Source organism: Terrabacter sp. 2RAF25, from assembly GCF_052115265.1.
Classification (GTDB): Bacteria; Actinomycetota; Actinomycetes; order Actinomycetales; family Dermatophilaceae; genus Terrabacter.
In genome coordinates, this window is the sequence record NZ_JBFRGJ010000007.1 from 144,167 (window position 1) to 161,192 (window position 17,026).

General features: G+C 71.1%; 14 protein-coding genes and 1 riboswitch. Of the genes, 6 read left to right on the forward strand and 8 right to left on the reverse strand.

Annotated features, from left to right (window positions below):
• Positions 1-139 precede the first annotated feature (139 nt).
• Both AB4091_RS17610 and AB4091_RS17615 read left to right on the forward strand, forming a co-directional pair.
• Entirely contained in the window at positions 140-1,087 is a 948-nt protein-coding gene (locus AB4091_RS17610; protein ID WP_442293368.1) for a carbamate kinase, read from the forward strand.
• A 5-nt stretch (positions 1,088-1,092) separates the two neighbouring features.
• Entirely contained in the window at positions 1,093-2,229 is a 1,137-nt protein-coding gene (locus AB4091_RS17615) for a ring-opening amidohydrolase (RefSeq protein WP_442293370.1), read from the forward strand.
• 153 nt (positions 2,230-2,382) lie between these two features.
• Here AB4091_RS17615 and purH read toward each other — a convergent pair whose 3' ends face one another.
• Both purH and purN read right to left on the reverse strand, forming a co-directional pair.
• Positions 2,383-4,002, reverse strand: coding sequence for a bifunctional phosphoribosylaminoimidazolecarboxamide formyltransferase/IMP cyclohydrolase (gene purH / locus AB4091_RS17620; protein ID WP_442293372.1), 1,620 nt, complete (start codon positions 4,000-4,002; stop codon positions 2,383-2,385).
• Positions 4,003-4,039: 37 nt separating this feature from the next.
• Positions 4,040-4,117, reverse strand: a riboswitch (ZMP/ZTP riboswitch).
• 61 nt (positions 4,118-4,178) lie between these two features.
• A complete protein-coding gene (gene purN, locus AB4091_RS17625) occupies positions 4,179-4,817 on the reverse strand; it encodes a phosphoribosylglycinamide formyltransferase (RefSeq protein WP_442293374.1) in 639 nt (212 codons plus the stop codon).
• Positions 4,818-4,891: 74 nt separating this feature from the next.
• On the opposite strand from purN, the gene AB4091_RS17630 reads away from it, so the two are divergent.
• The gene (locus tag AB4091_RS17630; RefSeq protein ID WP_442293376.1) at positions 4,892-5,284 is read left to right on the forward strand and encodes a hypothetical protein; all 393 of its coding nucleotides are present in this window, start codon (positions 4,892-4,894) and stop codon (positions 5,282-5,284) included.
• A 52-nt stretch (positions 5,285-5,336) separates the two neighbouring features.
• Here AB4091_RS17630 and AB4091_RS17635 read toward each other — a convergent pair whose 3' ends face one another.
• The gene (locus AB4091_RS17635; protein WP_442293378.1) at positions 5,337-6,629 is read right to left on the reverse strand and encodes a cell division protein PerM; all 1,293 of its coding nucleotides are present in this window, start codon (positions 6,627-6,629) and stop codon (positions 5,337-5,339) included.
• A 219-nt stretch (positions 6,630-6,848) separates the two neighbouring features.
• Between AB4091_RS17635 and AB4091_RS17640 the strand changes: the two genes are divergently transcribed.
• Positions 6,849-7,559: a polysaccharide deacetylase family protein gene (locus AB4091_RS17640; RefSeq protein ID WP_442293380.1), complete on the forward strand. Its 711-nt coding sequence runs from the start codon at positions 6,849-6,851 to the stop codon at positions 7,557-7,559.
• 417 nt (positions 7,560-7,976) lie between these two features.
• On the opposite strand, the gene sucD is transcribed toward AB4091_RS17640, so the two are convergent.
• The 4 genes from sucD to AB4091_RS17660 all read right to left on the reverse strand — a co-directional run bounded on the left by sucD (position 7,977) and on the right by AB4091_RS17660 (position 12,064).
• Positions 7,977-8,870, reverse strand: coding sequence for a succinate--CoA ligase subunit alpha (sucD, locus tag AB4091_RS17645; RefSeq protein ID WP_442293382.1), 894 nt, complete (start codon positions 8,868-8,870; stop codon positions 7,977-7,979).
• A gap of 31 nt (positions 8,871-8,901) precedes the next feature.
• Positions 8,902-10,080, reverse strand: coding sequence for an ADP-forming succinate--CoA ligase subunit beta (gene sucC / locus AB4091_RS17650; RefSeq protein ID WP_442293384.1), 1,179 nt, complete (start codon positions 10,078-10,080; stop codon positions 8,902-8,904).
• A 326-nt stretch (positions 10,081-10,406) separates the two neighbouring features.
• Positions 10,407-11,378: a type IV toxin-antitoxin system AbiEi family antitoxin domain-containing protein gene (locus AB4091_RS17655; protein ID WP_442293386.1), complete on the reverse strand. Its 972-nt coding sequence runs from the start codon at positions 11,376-11,378 to the stop codon at positions 10,407-10,409.
• Between the two features lie 206 nt (positions 11,379-11,584).
• The gene (locus tag AB4091_RS17660) at positions 11,585-12,064 is read right to left on the reverse strand and encodes a cobalamin B12-binding domain-containing protein (RefSeq protein ID WP_442293388.1); all 480 of its coding nucleotides are present in this window, start codon (positions 12,062-12,064) and stop codon (positions 11,585-11,587) included.
• Positions 12,065-12,143: 79 nt separating this feature from the next.
• Here AB4091_RS17660 and AB4091_RS17665 point away from each other — a divergent pair, with 79 nt between their 5' ends.
• Complete coding sequence (locus tag AB4091_RS17665) at positions 12,144-13,136, forward strand: esterase/lipase family protein (protein ID WP_442293390.1); 993 nt, start codon at positions 12,144-12,146, stop codon at positions 13,134-13,136.
• A gap of 211 nt (positions 13,137-13,347) precedes the next feature.
• Positions 13,348-14,184 carry a M23 family metallopeptidase gene (locus AB4091_RS17670; protein WP_442293392.1) on the forward strand — a complete coding sequence of 279 codons (837 nt, stop codon included), beginning with the start codon at positions 13,348-13,350 and terminating at the stop codon, positions 14,182-14,184.
• A 259-nt stretch (positions 14,185-14,443) separates the two neighbouring features.
• Here AB4091_RS17670 and pcrA read toward each other — a convergent pair whose 3' ends face one another.
• Positions 14,444-16,933, reverse strand: a complete 2,490-nt coding sequence (pcrA, locus tag AB4091_RS17675; RefSeq protein WP_442293394.1) for a DNA helicase PcrA — start codon at positions 16,931-16,933, stop codon at positions 14,444-14,446.
• Positions 16,934-17,026 lie beyond the last annotated feature (93 nt).

Below are 17,026 nucleotides of genomic sequence, written 5' to 3' on the forward strand. Positions count from 1 at the left end.
AGGACGCGATACCCGCCACGAGGCCGCACACATCTGCCAATCCGGCCGTCGTGGTTGGGCAGGAGGTGACAACGCGCACGCTCGCACGCGCTCCCTAGGCTCACGCCATGACGACGGCCCCGACAGGCAAGGACGCCCCATGAGGGTGCTCGTGGCGCTGGGCGGCAACGCCATGACCGGCCCCGACGGCAGCGCGACGCCCCAGGCCCAGCGGGCCGCGATCACGATGGCCAGCCAGCACCTCGCCGACCTCGTCGCGGCCGGCCACGAGGTCGTCGTGACGCACGGCAACGGCCCGCAGGTGGGCAACCTCCTGGTCAAGAACGAGCTCGCCGCGAGCGTCGTGCCTCCTGTCCCGCTCGACTGGTGCGGCGCGCAGACGCAGGGCACCATCGGCTTCACCCTGCTCGACACGCTCGAGGCGGCCCTCGCCGCGCGCGGGGCCGAGCGTCCCGTCGCTGCGCTCGTCACGCGTACGCTCGTGGCCGCCGACGATCCCGGCTTCACCCACCCGACCAAGCCGATCGGCCGCTTCCTGCCCCGTGAGCAGGCCCAGACGCTCATCGACCACGGCGAGCGCTGGGAGGACCGCGGCGACAAGGGCTGGCGACGCGTTGTCGCCTCGCCGGAGCCGATCGAGGTCCTCGAGACGCACACGCTGCTCACCCTGCTCGGCGCGGGCTACGTCGTCGTCGCGGCCGGCGGCGGCGGCATACCCGTCGTCCGCACCGAGGGCGGCGCGGTCCACGGCGTCGAGGCCGTCATCGACAAGGACCTCACGGCCGCCCTGCTCGCCCGAGCGGTCGGCGCAGACGTGCTCGTCATCGCCACCGACGTCGCCCACGCCGTCGCCGGCTGGGGCACCCCCGACGCCCACGACATCGGTCGCGTCACCCTCGCCGAGATGGAGGCATATGCCGCCGCCGGCCACTTCGCCTCGGGTTCCATGGGCCCCAAGATCGAGGCCGCGATGCGTTTCGTGCGCGCCGGCGGCCGCCGCTCCATCGTGACGGCACTCGACCAGCTCGCAACCGCCATCGACGGCCACACCGGGACCGTCATCGAGAACCCCGAAAGAGAAAGGTGATTCACGTGCCCGAAGCCATTGAGGTGCGCAAGGTCCCCATCCACTCGGTCGCCGACGCGTCAGAGCTCGCCAAGCTCATCGACGACGGCGTCATGGAGGCGAGCCGCGTCATCGCCATCATCGGCAAGACCGAGGGAAACGGTGGCGTCAACGACTACACGCGCATCATCGCCGACCGGGCCTTCCGTGAGGTGCTCGTCGAGAAGGGCGCCCCAGCCGACCAGGTCAAGCAGGTCCCGATCGTCTGGTCCGGCGGCACCGACGGCGTCATCAGCCCGCACGCGACGATCTTCGCCACCCTTCCCGCCGACAAGGCCGAGCCGTCCGACGAGCCGCGGCTGACCGTCGGTTTCGCGATGAGCGAGCCGATCAAGCCCGAGGAGATCGGCTACGTCGCGATGGTGCAGAAGGTCGCCGACGCGGTGAAGGTCGCGATGGAGCGGGCCGGCATCACCGACCCGGCAGACGTGCACTACGTCCAGACCAAGACTCCGCTGCTGACGATCCACACGATCCGTGACGCGAAGTCCCGCGGCCACGAGGTCTGGACCGAGCACACCCACGAGTCGATGGACCTCTCCAACGGCACGACCGGTCTCGGCATCGCCGTCGCCCTCGGTGAGATCGAGATGCCGACCGACGCCGACATCATGCACGACCGCTCGCTCTTCTCCTCCGTCGCGTCCTGCTCGTCCGGTGTCGAGCTCGACCAGGCGCAGGTCGTCGTGGTCGGCAACGCCCGCGGCGTCGGCGGCCGCTACCGCATCGGCCACTCGGTCATGCAGGACGCCCTCGACGCCGACGGCATCTGGGCCGCGATCAAGGACGCCGGCCTCGAGCTGCCCGACCGGGCACACCCGAGCGACATCGACGGGCGCCTCGTCAACGTCTTCCTCAAGTGCGAGGTGAGCCAGGACGGCCAGGTGCACGGTCGGCGCAACGCCATGCTCGACGACTCCGACGTGCACTGGCACCGCCAGATCAAGTCGTGCGTCGGCGGCGTGACGGCCTCGGTGACCGGTGACCCGGCGGTGTTCGTGTCGGTGTCGGCCGCGCACCAGGGCCCCGACGGCGGCGGCCCGGTCGCTGCGATCGTCGACCTCGGCGAGGGCAACCCCACCGGCTACCGCTGGACCCGCTGACCAACCAACCGAAAGAACACTCCGTCACCCCAGACAATCGAAAGAACACTCCGTCACGGTTCAACGGAGCCGCGCAGGCCCGCTGTCAGGTGACGGAGTGTTCTTTCGATTGGGGTTCGTGACGGAGTGTTCTTTCGATTGGGGAGGTCGCGCTCAGTGGAAGAAGTGGCGGGTGCCGGTGAAGTACATGGTCACGCCTGCCGCCTTCGCCGCCTCGATGACCTCGTCGTCACGGATCGAGCCGCCGGGAGCGACCACCGCCCGCACCCCCGCCTCGAGCAGGATCTGCAGGCCGTCGGCGAACGGGAAGAACGCGTCGGACGCCGCGACCGAGCCCTTCGCCCTCTCGTCACCGGCGCGACGCACGGCGAGGTAGCACGAGTCGACACGGTTCACCTGGCCCATGCCGACACCGACCGCGGCGCCGTCCTTGGCGAGCAGGATCGCGTTCGACTTCACCGCGCGGATCGCGCGCCAGGCGAACTGCAGGTCGGCGAGCGTCGCCTCGTCCGCCGCGTCACCGGAGACGAGACGCCAGTTCGCGGCGTCGTCGCCACCGGTCACGGCGTCGCCGTCACCGTGCACGACGGCGTCCACCCGGTCGACGGTCTGCACGAGCAGGCCACCGCTGATCGGACGCGTCTCGATGGGGTCTGCCGTTTCGGCCATGCCGGCCGGCAGCCGCAGCACGCGGAGGTTCTTCTTGGCGGTGAGGATCTCGAGCGCCTCGGGCTCGTAGTCGGGCGCGATGATGACCTCGGTGAAGACCGGCTTCGCCGCGCGGGCCATCTCGGCGGTGACGGTCCGGTTCGCGGCGATGATGCCGCCGTACGCGCTGACCGGGTCGGTCGCGTGGGCGCGCTCGTACGCCTCCTCGATCGACGTGCCGACGGCGATGCCGCACGGGTTGGCGTGCTTGATGATCGCGACGGTGGGCTGGTCGCCGTGGTCGTGGGCGGCGCGCACGGCGGCGTCGGTGTCGACGTAGTTGTTGTACGACATCTCCTTGCCGTGCAGCTGCTCGGCGGACGCCACGCCCGGACGCCAGTGCCGGTAGAGCGCCGCCTGCTGGTGCGGGTTCTCGCCGTAGCGCAGCGCGGCCGAGCGGTCGAAGGTCGCGCCCGTCCAGGCCGGGAACCCGGTGCCGTCACGCTGAGTGTCTGGGTCGGCGTCCGGCTGCGCGAAGCGCTGCATCCAGCTCGCCACCGCGACGTCGTACGACGCCGTGTGCACGAACGCCTCGGCGGCGAGCCGCTGGCGCTGGGCCAGCGTGAAGCCGCCGTCACCCAGCGCGTCGACGACCTCGCCGTATGCGGTCGGGCTCGTCACGATCGCGACGCTCGGGTGGTTCTTGGCCGCGGCCCGCACCATCGAGGGGCCACCGATGTCGATCTGCTCGATGCACTCGTCGGGGGTCGCGCCTGAGGCGACCGTCTCGCGGAACGGGTAGAGGTTGACGACGACGAGCTCGAAGGGCTCGACCTCGAGGTCGGCCAGCTGCTGGAGGTGGTCGGCCTTGCGCGTGTCGGCGAGGATGCCGGCGTGCACCTTGGGGTGCAGCGTCTTCACGCGCCCCTCGAGGCACTCGGGGAAGCCGGTCAGCTGCTCGACCGGCGTGACCGCGATGCCGAGCGCGGCGATGGCCTTGGCCGTCGAGCCGGTCGAGACGATGCCGACTCCGGCGCCGTCGAGAGCGCGGGCGAGGTCCTCGAGACCGGTCTTGTCGTAGACGGAGATGAGAGCGCGCTTGATCGGGCGGCGGCCGTCGGACATCAGAACTCCTGGCGTGGGTAGGCGAGTGTCGATGACTCCGGAACACCCAGGCGGGCGATGCTCCGACAGTTCACTCCCTGGTGGTTCCCCACCTGCGCCAGTCGTGTGCCGCCAGAGTACCGGCCGACGGACGGAGGGCCGAATCGTCCGTGACGCAGCGTTCTCTCGATCGGGTGTCAGCCGAGGCGGACGCGGCGGCCTTCGACGGAGAAGCCCTCGCGGGCCATCCGGCCGACGACGTCCACGAGCAGGTCACGCTCCTCCACCTTGATCCGCTCGTGCAGGCTCTCCTCCGTGTCGCCCTCCTCGACGGCGACGACCCGCTGCTCGATGATCGGGCCGGTGTCGATGCCGGAGTCGACGAGGTGGCACGTCGTACCGGTCACCCTGACCCCGTAGGCGAGCGCATCGCGTACGCCGTGCGCGCCGGGAAAGCTCGGCAGCAGCGCCGGGTGCGTGTTGACGACTGGCTGCGCGTCGAGAGTGAGGGGACCGAGGATCCGCATGAAACCCGCGGTCACGACGAACGTGGGTGCAGCCGTCGCCACCTGGGCGGCGAGCGCGACGTCCCAAGCTGCCCGGTCGGCGAAGTCGGACACCCGGCACACGAACGTCGGGATGCCGGCTCGCTCGGCGCGCTCGAGGCCGGTGCACTGCCGGTCGGAGCCGACGGCCGCGATGCGCACGCCGTATGCCGGGTCGGCGGCAGCGTCGACCAGTGCCTGCAGCAGCGTGCCCGAGCCGGAGACGAGGACGACGACCGGGACCGGTCCCTCGGTCGCTCCGGCAGGGCTGGCGAGGGCGTCGGTCGTCACGCGCCGGAGTGTAGCGCCGCGGCCCGTGCCGGCCCGCGTCGATCCACCGCCGGTCGATGGGCGAGGATGGGCACATGACGGAGCCGCAGCTGGAGCAGGAGATCGCGTTCGCGCGCGAGAAGGCCAAGCGCACCCTGCCCCTCGCCCTGCTCGTGCTGCTCGGGCTGATCGCGATGTACCTGCCGCTGCCGAAGCGGTTCGTCGCGTTCCTGCCGCTGCTCGTCGCGATCGTGCTGACCGTCCGACTGCTGCGCTTCCTCTCCGCACGCGGCGGCCGCGAGAAGATCTGGCCGGCCCTGACCCTCGTCATCGTCGGCATGCTGCTCTCGACGCTCGTGATGCAGGTCGCCTTCTACGACTCGTGGAGCGCCTACGAGAGCTGCCGCTCCGGCGCGCAGACCCGACAGGCCATCGCCGACTGCGACCACCTCAAGAACGCCGGGATGGTCGGCCTCGTCGTTCGCTGACGGTCGCTGCTGGTCGCTACGGTCGCCGCTGAAGGTCGCCGCCGCCGGTCGTTCAGATCGACGTCGACGTCTGGGCGTCGGCGTCCGCATCGTCGGCTGCCCCGGTGCTCGATGCCAGCGAGTTCCCGTCGCGGCCGCGGCGGGACGCCAGGCGCTCACGCACGAGCAGCGCGGCGACCCAGAGCAGGGCACCCCCGAAGACCTCGGCCAGCAACGCGGCCGCGAAGGTCAACAGGTGCGGGCCGACCGCGGCGAGGCGGTCGACGCCGACGGCCCCGTTGCCGAGCGCCGTCAGCCCGATGACGACGAGGACCGCAAGGACGGCCGCCGTGACGGTGGCGGTGAGACGCGAGCGCACGTTGCCGAAGAACTCGAGGGCCGAGTCGACGCGCGAGCCCAGCCAGGCCCCGACGGCCACGGGCACCAGCAGGACGGCATACATGGCGGTCGGGAAGTCGGCCGCACCGGGCAGCGCGCCGAAGAGCGGGACGAGGGGCAGCAGCCCGGGCTGCGCGGCGGCCGGGGAGACGGTCGAACCGAGGGCGATCTGGAAGCCGGGGCCGGCGAGGAACGACAGCGCCCACGTCGCCGCGTTGCCGAGCAGGGCGACCTGCGCGAGCACGATGACGCCGAGCGCACCGAGGTTCGCGGAATACTGGTCCTGGATGTCGGCGACCTCGGGCCAGGCGAGGACCACCTTGACCAGCACGAGGGCCAGCCCCACTCCCAGGAGCAGGCGAGCGCCTCGCCAGCCGATGCGCCAGACGGACGGCAGCCAGGTCGGGCCGCGCCGGAACCAGGTGCGCACGAAGGCGGGCGCCGAGTCGTCGTCGGGCCTGACCATGACGAAGCCGAGCGCGGCCACGGGAACGAGCAGCGACCCGAGCACCGCGGCGGCACCCGGTGTGGCCGGCCCGCCGAGGGTGAACAGCGCGACGACGGCCGCGGCGAGGCCGTAGCCGACGAGGAAGCCGGGCACGACGCCCCACTTCGCCACGCGGCTCCAGTCGTCGCCGCCCACGCGCAACCGCTCCGTCTCGGCGAGTCGCCGGGCAAACCGGAACGCGATGTAGACGAAGACGGCCAGCAGCAGCAACGGCGTCATCGAGATCGCCACTCCCCCGGCGCCGACCGACTGCCCGTGGCCGACGAACCAGATGGCGCTCGCGACCGAGACCGCGGAGAACCAGCCGACAGAGGACTCGGGAGCCGCGACCCAGCCGACCAGGGCGGGCAGCACGACCACCGTCCACGTGCCCAGTGCCGCCAGCGCCCCTGCACGCAGGGCCGACGGGAAGGCGCTCGAGGGGCTCGTGACGGCTGTCTCGCGGGCCAGTGGTCTCACTCCTGGTGCTGTGGGTGCTTGCCGGCGCGGGCTTCAGGGCCGCGCGCCGTGACTCTCCGCCCATGGTCACCCGGACCAGGTGCGGGAGCGAGCACCCACGCCGATGCCGGCTGTTCTTCGCACCACAAAGGCCGTTCGGGCACCGGCCCGCGACGGAGACTGGAAGTGGGGAAGGTCCCGGACCGTCCCGGGACCCCTGGGACCGAAGGGGGTCCCGACATGACAAAGATCCAGCGCCGGCTCCTGACCGTTCTGGCCATCCTGCTCACCGTTGTGACAGCTGGTCTCGTGGGCGTCGAAGCGCCCGGACACGGCGGCCCCTCAGGGCCTGCCGCCGCGGGGGCGACGACGGACGTGGTGCTCGCCCAGCCGGTCGCCTACGCCGGCACGGTCTACCTCACCTTCGACGACGGGCCAAGCGCGACGTGGACCCCGAGGGTGCTCGCGGTCCTGCGCAAGTACGGCGTCAGAGCCGTGTTCTTCGAGAACGGCCAGAACCTCTCGTGGTACCCGTCGATCCCGCGAACCCTGCGCAGCTACGGCAACCTCATCGGCAACCACACGTGGAGCCACCCGAACCTGACCCTGCTCTCGAACGCCTCGGTCTCGTGGCAGCTGAACCGGACGGAGGCGGCCCTCGGCTACCGGCCGCGCTGCGTGCGCCCGCCGTACGGCGCGACGAACAGCCGGATCCAGGCGATCATCGCGGCCCGCGGTCAACGGCACATCCTCTGGACCGTGGACCCACGTGACTGGTCGCGCCCCGGCACCTGGACCATCGTGACCCGCGTCCTCGCGGGCGTCCGGGACGGCTCGCGGATCCTGCTGCACGACGGCGGCGGTGACCGGTCGCAGACCGTCGCCGCGCTCGACCTGCTGATCCCGCGCCTGCGCGCCCGTGGCTTCGTCATCGGCCTGATGGCCTGCTGAGGGACGGGCGACACGCACCCTCTCCCGGAGGTCCCCACGTCACTGTTGCACCCCACGCAACAGTGACGTAGGACGCGTCTGGTCACCTCGCCGGCGACCCTACCCAACGGCTACGTCACTGCTGCACCCGACGCAACAGTGACGTAGGGCGCGTCTAGTCACCTCGCCGGCGGCCCTCCCCAGCGGCTACGTCACTGCTGCACCCCACGCAACAGTGACGTAGGACGCGTCTAGTCACCTCGCCGGCGACCCTCCCCAGCGGCTACGTCACTGCTGCACCCCACGCAACAGTGACGTGGGGTGCACCGGTAACACCGGCGGGTCTCCGCCGGAACGACGTATGCCGCCGAGCCGGGCTGGGCGCCCAAGTGCGCACCCAGCCGACTCAGCGGCATACGTCATCGGTTGTGGCAGAGGCTACTTCGCGAGGCCCTTCATGATCTCGCGCATGAGCTCAGCGGTCTCGGACGGCGTCTTGCCGACCTTCACGCCGGCGGCCTCGAGGGCCTCCTTCTTGGCCTGGGCGGTGCCCGACGAGCCCGACACGATGGCGCCGGCGTGGCCCATCGTCTTGCCCTCGGGGGCCGTGAAGCCGGCGACGTAGCCGACGACCGGCTTCGTCACGTTCTCCTTGATGTACGCCGCGGCGCGCTCCTCGGCGTCGCCGCCGATCTCGCCGATCATGACGATCGCGTCGGTGTCGGGGTCGTTCTGGAACGCCTCGAGGCAGTCGATGTGGGTCGTGCCGATGATCGGGTCGCCACCGATGCCGACGGCCGAGCTGAAGCCGAAGTCACGCAGCTCGTACATCATCTGGTAGGTCAGCGTGCCCGACTTGGAGACCAGGCCGATGCGGCCGGCGCCGGAGATGTCGGCCGGGATGATGCCTGCGTTGGACACGCCGGGCGTGATCAGGCCGGGGCAGTTCGGGCCGACGAGGCGCGTCGTGCCCTTCTCCTTGGCGTAGTTGTAGAACTCGGCGGTGTCCTTGACCGCGACGCCCTCGGTGATGACCACGGCGAGCGGGATCTCGGCGTCGATCGCCTCGACGGCCGCGGCCTTGGTGAACTGGGCGGGCACGAAGATGACCGACACGTTAGCTCCGGTGGCCTCGATCGCCTCCTTCACCGTGCCGTAGACGGGCACGGAGACGCCGCCCTCGAAGTCGACGGTCGTGCCCGCCTTGCGCGGGTTGACGCCGCCGACGATGTCGGTGCCCGACTTGAGCATGCGCTGCGTGTGCTTCATGCCCTCGGAGCCGGTCATGCCCTGGACGATGACCTTGGAGTCAGCGTTGAGGAAGATTGCCATGGTTGATCGTTCTCTCTCTCGGACTCTTGGTTCAGGCCTGCGAAGCCAGCTCGGCGGCGCGGCGCGCGGCGCCGTCCATCGTCGGCTCGATCGTCACCAGCGGGTGGTTGCGCTCCTGCAGGATGCGACGCCCCTCCTCGACGTTGTTGCCGTCGAGGCGCACGACCAGCGGGCGGTTCTCCTCGTCGCCCAGTGCGTCGAGGGCGCCGACGATGCCGTTGGCCACGGCGTCGCAGGAGGTGATGCCGCCGAAGACGTTGACGAAGACACTCTTGACCTGCGGGTCGGACAGGATGATGTGGAGGCCGTTGGCCATCACCTCGGCGCTCGCGCCACCACCGATGTCGAGGAAGTTGGCCGGCTTCTGGCCGCCGAACTCCTCACCGGCGTACGCGACGACGTCGAGGGTGCTCATGACGAGCCCGGCGCCGTTGCCGATGATGCCGACGGACCCGTCGAGCTTGACGTAGTTGAGGTCCTTCTCCTTGGCGGCGGCCTCGAGCGGGTCAGCGTGCGCCGTGTCCTCGAGGGCCTCGTGGTCGGCGTGACGGAAGCCGGCGTTCTCGTCGAGCGTCACTTTGCCGTCGAGGGCGACGATGCCGCCGTCCTCGGTCTTGACGAGCGGGTTGACCTCGACGAGCGTCGCGTCCTCCTCGCGGTAGACGGTCCAGAGCTTCTGGATGACGTCGGCGATCGCGGTCTTGTCGGCGTCGTCGAAGCCCGCGGCGTCGACGATCTCCTGCGCCTTGGCGGCGTCGATGCCCGTGTTGGGGTCGACCGCGACGCGGGCGAGTGCCTCGGGGCGCTCGACGGCGAGCTCCTCGATCTCCATGCCGCCCTCCTTGGAGCACATGGCGAGGTAGGTGCGGTTGGCGCGGTCGAGCAGGATCGAGAAGTAGTACTCCTCGGCGATGCGGGCGCCCTGGGCGATCATCACGGTGCCGACGGTGTGGCCCTTGATGTCCATGCCGAGGATCGCCTCGGCGGCGGCCTGCGCCTCGTCGGGGCTCTTGGTGACCTTGACGCCACCGGCCTTGCCGCGGCCGCCGGTCTTCACCTGCGCCTTGACGACGGTGACACCGCCCGACTTCGGTCCGATCTGCTCGGCGGCCGCGCGGGCCTCCTCCGGGGTGGTGGCGATGGCGCCGGCCAGCACGGGCACACCGTGCTTCTCGAACATGTCGCGGGCTTGGTACTCGAAGAGATCCACGGGTGGGGTCCGTCCTCGTCGTCGATTCGTATCGTCGTCGACTGCGCCGCTGCGGCGTCCCGGGCTCGCGGTGCTCACGCTGACGCGCGGAGAGGGGCCCTGCACCGAGGCGCAACCGAATCAGGCTGTCCCTCGGACTCTAGTGGCTCTGAACTGGTGCGACGCCAGCGGGTGGAGGCGGACCGGACGAAGATCACACCCCCGTCTCACGTACGGCCCGGTACGCGGGTTCGCCCCTTGTACGCGGGTTCGCGCCCCGTACGCGGGTTGGCGCTTGGGACGCGCGGCACTCCCGCCGCAGGGCGCCGGAACCCGCGGAGCGGGCATTAGGCCGCGTCGCCGCCTCGGGCATCGCTGTGGGCCAAGGCCGTCGCGAGGCGTCGCCGAAGCCGGCCCGGCTCACCCAGGTCGGACCAGACAACCCGCACGACGATCCAGCCGGCACGACGAAGTGCGTCCTCGCGCTGCTTCTCCGCGAAGAGCGCGGCACGGTCGACGTACTTCACCGCGCCGTCGAACTCGACGAGAACCCGGGTGCCCCGGACCCGGAAGTCGGCACGGTAGCGCCGGCCCTCGGCCACGAGCTCCACCTGCGGCTCGAGGTCGAACCCGAGGCAGCGCAGCACGTAGGCGGTGCGCGTCTCACCCGGAGACTCGTGCCGCCCGTCGGCGTGTCCCAGCGCTGCCCGAATCGCCGCCATGCCGGGATGGCCGGCAAGGCCGTCGAGCGCTCTCGTCAGCTGCTCGGCGCCGACGATCCCACGCGAGAGCGCCGCATCGGCCGCGACCAGCGCGGACTCGGGGCCGTGCACGAGCCCCGTCTGGACCACCGCCCACGCCGGCGGGACCGTCGTCGTGACCGCGGGATCCGCGGCGCCGGGGTCGGGGTCGGGGTCGGGGTCGGGGGAAAGCGTCAGCCCGGGGACCGGCCGGTGCACGACCAGCCCGCGCCGCCGGGTCGATGCGTTGGGCACGCGTACGCCCGGGGCCCGGGGCAGCGACGTCAGGTGCACGACGTCGAGGTCGACGGCATACGTCGGCAGCCCGTGCAGGATGAGGGTCGAGTGGTGGCTGACGACCGCACGTGCGGCATTGGCGCGGCCCAGCGCGGTGGCCGTCAGGGCATGACGGCGCTGCGCGGTGACCGGCTCGGCTGGCGCGACGGCGTACCAACCGCGGGTGAGTCGAAGGCAGTCGCCTGCCCGGACGAGGCGGGAGAGTGCGTGGCCGTCCAGGCCCTGGGCCGCGGCATCAGCGGCTGAGAAGACGCCTCCGGCGCCGAGCAGGTCGAGTCGCATCGTGCGAGCGTCGCCGCGGTGGGTCGGTGCCGGCCAGGGCCCGGGGCACGGCTGTGGACGGCCGGGCGACGGGCTGCGGGGCTGTGGACGACACGCGTGAACGGGGCCGCTACGCCCGGCCCCGGGCCGTACGCGTTGGGTGCCCCGCGTTCGGCCCCGCCGCGCGCGGAGCAACCAGCGGCACGCGGAGTGGTCAGGCGGAGGGGTCAGGCGGGGTGAACGTGCTCGCGGACCCAGCCGACGATGTCGGTGGTCGTGGCGCCCGGGGTGAAGACCTTCGCGACGCCGAGCCGCTCGAGCTGCGGGATGTCGTCGTCGGGGATGATGCCGCCCCCGAAGACGACGATGTCGCTCGCGTCGCGCTCGGCGAGCAGCTCGACGACGCGGGCGAAGAGGGTCATGTGCGCCCCTGAGAGCACAGAGAGCCCGACCACGTCGGCGTCCTCCTGGATGGCCGCCTCGACGATCTGCTCGGGCGTCTGGTGCAGCCCCGTGTAGATGACCTCCATGCCGGCGTCGCGCAACGCCCGGGCCACGACCTTGGCGCCACGGTCGTGCCCGTCGAGCCCCGGCTTGGCCACGACCACCCGGATGACGTCACCGGAGTCGTCGGCAGAGGAAGCGGCAGTCTGTGCGGGCTCGTCGGCGGTCACGGAAACGGCCTCGGCGCCGGGGGTCTCGCTCATGCCGGGCACTCTAGCCAGCCACGCGAGACGCGGAGCGCAATAGTGATGCAACGCCCACCCATCGGGGTACGGTCGCCTCGTGGCAGTGGCAGCACGCGCGGCAACGACGCCCCGTCAGAGCAGCACCCCGAAGCAGTGCGCGAGCGGGCCCAAGGGCTTCCTCGCAGCCGTCGGGCAGGTGGCCGGTGCCCTCCTGACGCCCACCGGGCTCGCCGGCGCGGCCCTCGAGGCCACCTGGATGGGGCTGCACCTGGGGCTCTACCCGCTCGGTCTGCTCGGCTCGCGTGCCAGTGACCGGCGTCAGGGCTACCGCCTCGGGCACCTGCCGCCGAGCCAACGTGGACTCGCGATCCAGAACGTCGAGGCCGCCGAGACACCGATCCTGCTCGTGCACGGCATGGTCGACAACCGCTCGATCTTCACGGTGCTGCGTCGCGGCCTGGTGCGGCGCGGCTTCGGCCGCATCGAGACGATGAACTACTCCGTCTTCACCGGCGACATCCGGGCCGCGGCCGCCGAGCTCGGAGCCGAGGTCGAGCGCATCGTCGAGGAGACCGGCTACGAGCGCATCCATGTCATCGGGCACTCGATGGGCGGGCTGATCGCGCGCTACTACGTCACCCGGCTGGGCGGCGACGCCCACGTGCACACGCTCGTCACGCTGGGCACGCCCCACCAGGGCAGCTACCTCGCGTTCAGCTGGAACAACGGGCTGACCCGGCAGCTGCGACCGGGCAGCGCGCTGATGAACGAGCTCGCCGGCCCGGTGAAGGAGTGCCAGACGCGCTTCCTCGTCTACTGGTCCGACCTCGACCAGGTCGTGGTCCCCCAGCGCAATGCCGCCCTCCACCACGACGACCTCAACGTGCACAACGTCGGCCTCCACGGGGTCGGCCACATGAGCCTGCCCATCACGAGCAGCGTCGTGCACGGGATCTCGACGGCGCTCGCACACCTCGACACATCAGGTGCCACGGTCACTCCCGGCGTGAGCTCGCTCGAGGGCCGCCGCTCCAGCACGGGCACGACGGCCGGTGGCGGTCATCCGGCGCGTGTCGCCAAGCCCCGCTGATCCTCCCGCCGAGCGCCCCCTCGCCGACAAATTGGGACAGATCGGCCTGTGCAAAACCTTTTGACGCCGAGAGATATGCCCTAATGTCGAGCCCAGTCGCGACCCTCCACCGCGGCCTGAGACGTCCCCTGTGACGCGGCTCGATTTCGCATAACGAAACGGTCACGTTAGTCTGGCGGCTCGCAATCTGTGACCGATAGGTAAGTCTTTCGTGCCCAAAACCAGTTACACCGGCCGTCATCGGCCGGCCTCCAAGCCATCGCGGGGTCGACAGTTCGTCGTCCCCGTCGCTCTGCTCGGCACCACCGTCGCCGGAGGTTTCGTCGTCCGCGACGCCGGCGCCAGCGAGCTCAGCCCCGAGGCCGCGGCCATGAAGAACGTCTCCAACTCGGTTGCAGGACTCGGCCTGACGGCCGACCCCGACGCCCTCGCCGCGGCAACGGCCAACCGTGCCGGTGCGCGCTCGTCCCGCGACATGGCCCGCGACGCGAAGAACCTCATCGTCGACGCGACCGCGTCCGCCTCTGGCGCAGCCGCGCAGGCGCAGGCAGCCGCCGACCAGGCCACTGCCGCCCAGGCTGCCGCCACCAAGGCGAAGGCCGCCGCTGCGGCAAAGGCGAAGCGTGACGCCGCCGAGCGGGCGCTCGCTGCCGCGCACCGCTGGGTCGCCCCTGTGTCCGGCTACACGCTGACGTCCGGATTCGGCTTCCGTTGGGGCAAGATGCACCCGGCCCAGGACCTCGCCTGCGCCGTCGGCACCCCCGTTCACGCCCTCTCCAGCGGCACCGTCATCTTCGCGGGCTGGTCCAACGAGGGCTACGGCAACTTCGTCAAGATCCGCTACTGGGACGGCACCGTCTCCTGGATGGCGCACAACAGCCGCCTGCTCGTCGCGGTCGGCGACGAGGTGGCTCCGGGCCAGCAGGTCGCCTACAGCGGCAGCACCGGCAACTCGACCGGACCTCACGTCCACCTCGAGATCCACCCCGGCGACGGTGCGGCCGTCGCTCCCCGCACCTGGCTCGCCTCCCACGGCATCAACCTCTGACCCAGGTCGCAGCACGCCTCACGAGGCCCGTCCCCTGACGCGGGGGCGGGCCTCGTCGCATCTCCCCAACCCATCGAGTGCCCAGTTTCCGACGTCCTGACCCGTCGGCAAATGAGCACTCGAGTGCCCCAGCCAGTCGAGTGCCCATCTTCCGACGTCCCGACCCGTCGGGAGTTGAGCACTCGACTCAGACGCGGCCGCCGGGCGCCCCGTCCCAGGACGGAGCCCGTCGGAACGTGGGCACTCGACCGGGGTGGGGTCAGAGCTTGACGAGAGGCGCGTAGCGCAGGAGCAGTCGCTTGGTGCCGGTGTCGGCGCCGAAGTCGACATGAGCCATCGACTTGTCGCCGTCACCCTCGACGCGCACGACTGTGCCGAGCCCGAACGAGTCGTGCGTGACGCGGTCGCCCGCCGTCAGCGCGATGACCGGGCGCTTGCCGGCGCTGCGGACGCCCGGACGCGCGGCCAGGGTGGCCACCGCCGGGCGGTCGGACCCGCGCGCTCCGCTGAACGACGGTCCCAGCCGCTGCCAGTCGAGCAGGTCGCCGGGGATCTCGTCGAGGAAGCGCGAAGGCGGGTTGTACTGCGGCGCACCCCACGCGGACCGCACCGCAGCACGCGAGAGGTAGAGGCGCTCGCGAGCCCGGGTGATGCCGACGTAGGCCAGGCGACGCTCTTCCTCGAGCTCCTTCGGGTCGCCGAGGGCGCGCATGTGCGGGAAGGTGCCGTCCTCCATGCCGGTGAGGAAGACGACGGGGAACTCGAGACCCTTGGCCGTGTGCAGCGTCATGAGGGTGACGACGCCCTGCGCCTTGGCCTCGGGCTCGTCGGGGATCTCGTCGGCATCGGCGACGAGCGACACCTGCTCGAGGAACTCCTCGAGCGCGCCCGCCGGGCCGACGTCCTCCGGCTCGACCCCGGGCGCCAGCTCGCCACCCGACTCGGCGAGCTCGGTGGCACGGCGGTCGTCGTACTCCTGGGCGACCGCGACGAGCTCGGCGAGGTTCTCGACGCGCGTCTCGTCCTGGGGGTCACGGCTCGCGCGCAGCTCGGCGAGGTAGCCGCTCTGCTCGAGGGTCATCTCGAGCAGGGCCGCCACGCTGTCGTCGGCCTCGTAGGACGTCCGGAGCCTCTCGAGCAGGGCCGTGAAGCCCTCGATCGCCGCGACCGACCGCGTGGCGATGCCCGGCGCGTCGGCGGCGCGACCGAGTGCTGCCACGAACGGGATGCGCTCGCGCTCGGCGAGCGCCGCCACGCACGCCTCGGCACGGTCGCCGATGCCGCGCTTCGGGGTGTTGAGGATGCGTCGCAGGTTGACGGTGTCGGTGGGGTTGGAGACGACGCGGAGGTACGCGAGGGCGTCCTTGACCTCTCGCCGCTCGTAGAAGCGTGTGCCGCCGACCACCTTGTAGGGCAGGCCGACCCGCACGAGGATCTCCTCGATGGCGCGGCTCTGGGCATTGGTGCGGTAGAACACGGCGACGTCACCGGGCTTGACGCCCTTGTCGGCGAGGTCGTCGATCTCCTTGGCGACGAAGGCCGCCTCGTCGTGCTCGTTGTCGGCGACGTAGCCGGTGATCATGGCGCCGTCGCCGGAGTCGGTCCAGAGGTTCTTGGCGCGACGCCCCTCGTTGCGGGCGATGACGGAGTTGGCGGCCCGGAGGATGCGCTGGGTCGAGCGGTAGTTCTGCTCGAGCAGGATCGTGCGGGCGTCGGGGTAGTCGTTCTCGAACTCGAGGATGTTGCGGATCGTCGCGCCGCGGAACGCATAGATCGACTGGTCGGAGTCGCCGACGACGCACAGCTCGGCCGGTGCCACGGCATACGCGCCCTCGGGCCCCTTGACCTCGCCGACGAGCTCCTTGATGAGCTGGTACTGCGCCTGGTTGGTGTCCTGGTACTCGTCGACGAGCACATGCCGGAAGCGGCGGCGATAGTACTCGGCGACGTCGGGGAACGCCTGCAGGATGTTGACGGTCATCATGATGATGTCGTCGAAGTCGAGGGCGTTGGCCTGGCGCAGCCGTCGTTGGTACTGCGTGTAGGCGTCGGAGACGGTGCGCTCGTAGTGGTTGCCCTCGGTGACCTGACCCGCGTAGGTCTCCTCGTCGATGAGCTCGTTCTTGAGGTTGCTCACCTGCGCCGAGAACCCGCGCGGCGGGTAGCGCTTGGGGTCGAGGTCGAGGTCGCGCAGCACGAGGCTCATGAGCCGCTGGCTGTCGGCGGCGTCGTAGATCGAGAACGTCGACTTCATGCCGACCTTGGCGGCCTCGCGGCGCAGGATGCGCACGCACGCCGAGTGGAAGGTCATCACCCACATGGCTCGCGCGCGCGGCCCGACGAGCGCCTCGACGCGCTCGCGCATCTCGGCGGCTGCCTTGTTGGTGAAGGTGATGGCGAGGATCTGCCCCGGCTGTGCGTGCCGCTCGCCGAGCAGCCACGCGATGCGGTGCGTCAGCACACGCGTCTTGCCCGAGCCGGCACCGGCGACGATGAGCAGCGGGGTGCCCTCGTGGACGACGGCCTCGCGCTGCTGCGGGTTGAGGCCGTCGAGGAGGACCGCCGGGTCGAGGTCGGCCGGCGTCTCGCGCGCCACCTCGACGCCGCCACGGGCCGCGGCCTCGGCCCACGTCGGGACACCCTGCTCGGTGACGTCACCACCGCGCCGCGGCCGCGTGGACCCGCCGGAGGGCGCGCCCTCACCGTGCTCGAAACCGGGGATGGGGAGGTCGTCGAAGAGCGTGCTCATGATGGTCCCAGCCTACGTCGGACCGCCCACACCGGCCGACCACCGCACCGGCGTCACACCGCTTGACAGGCCGTTGTGGACGGGCCCGGCGCA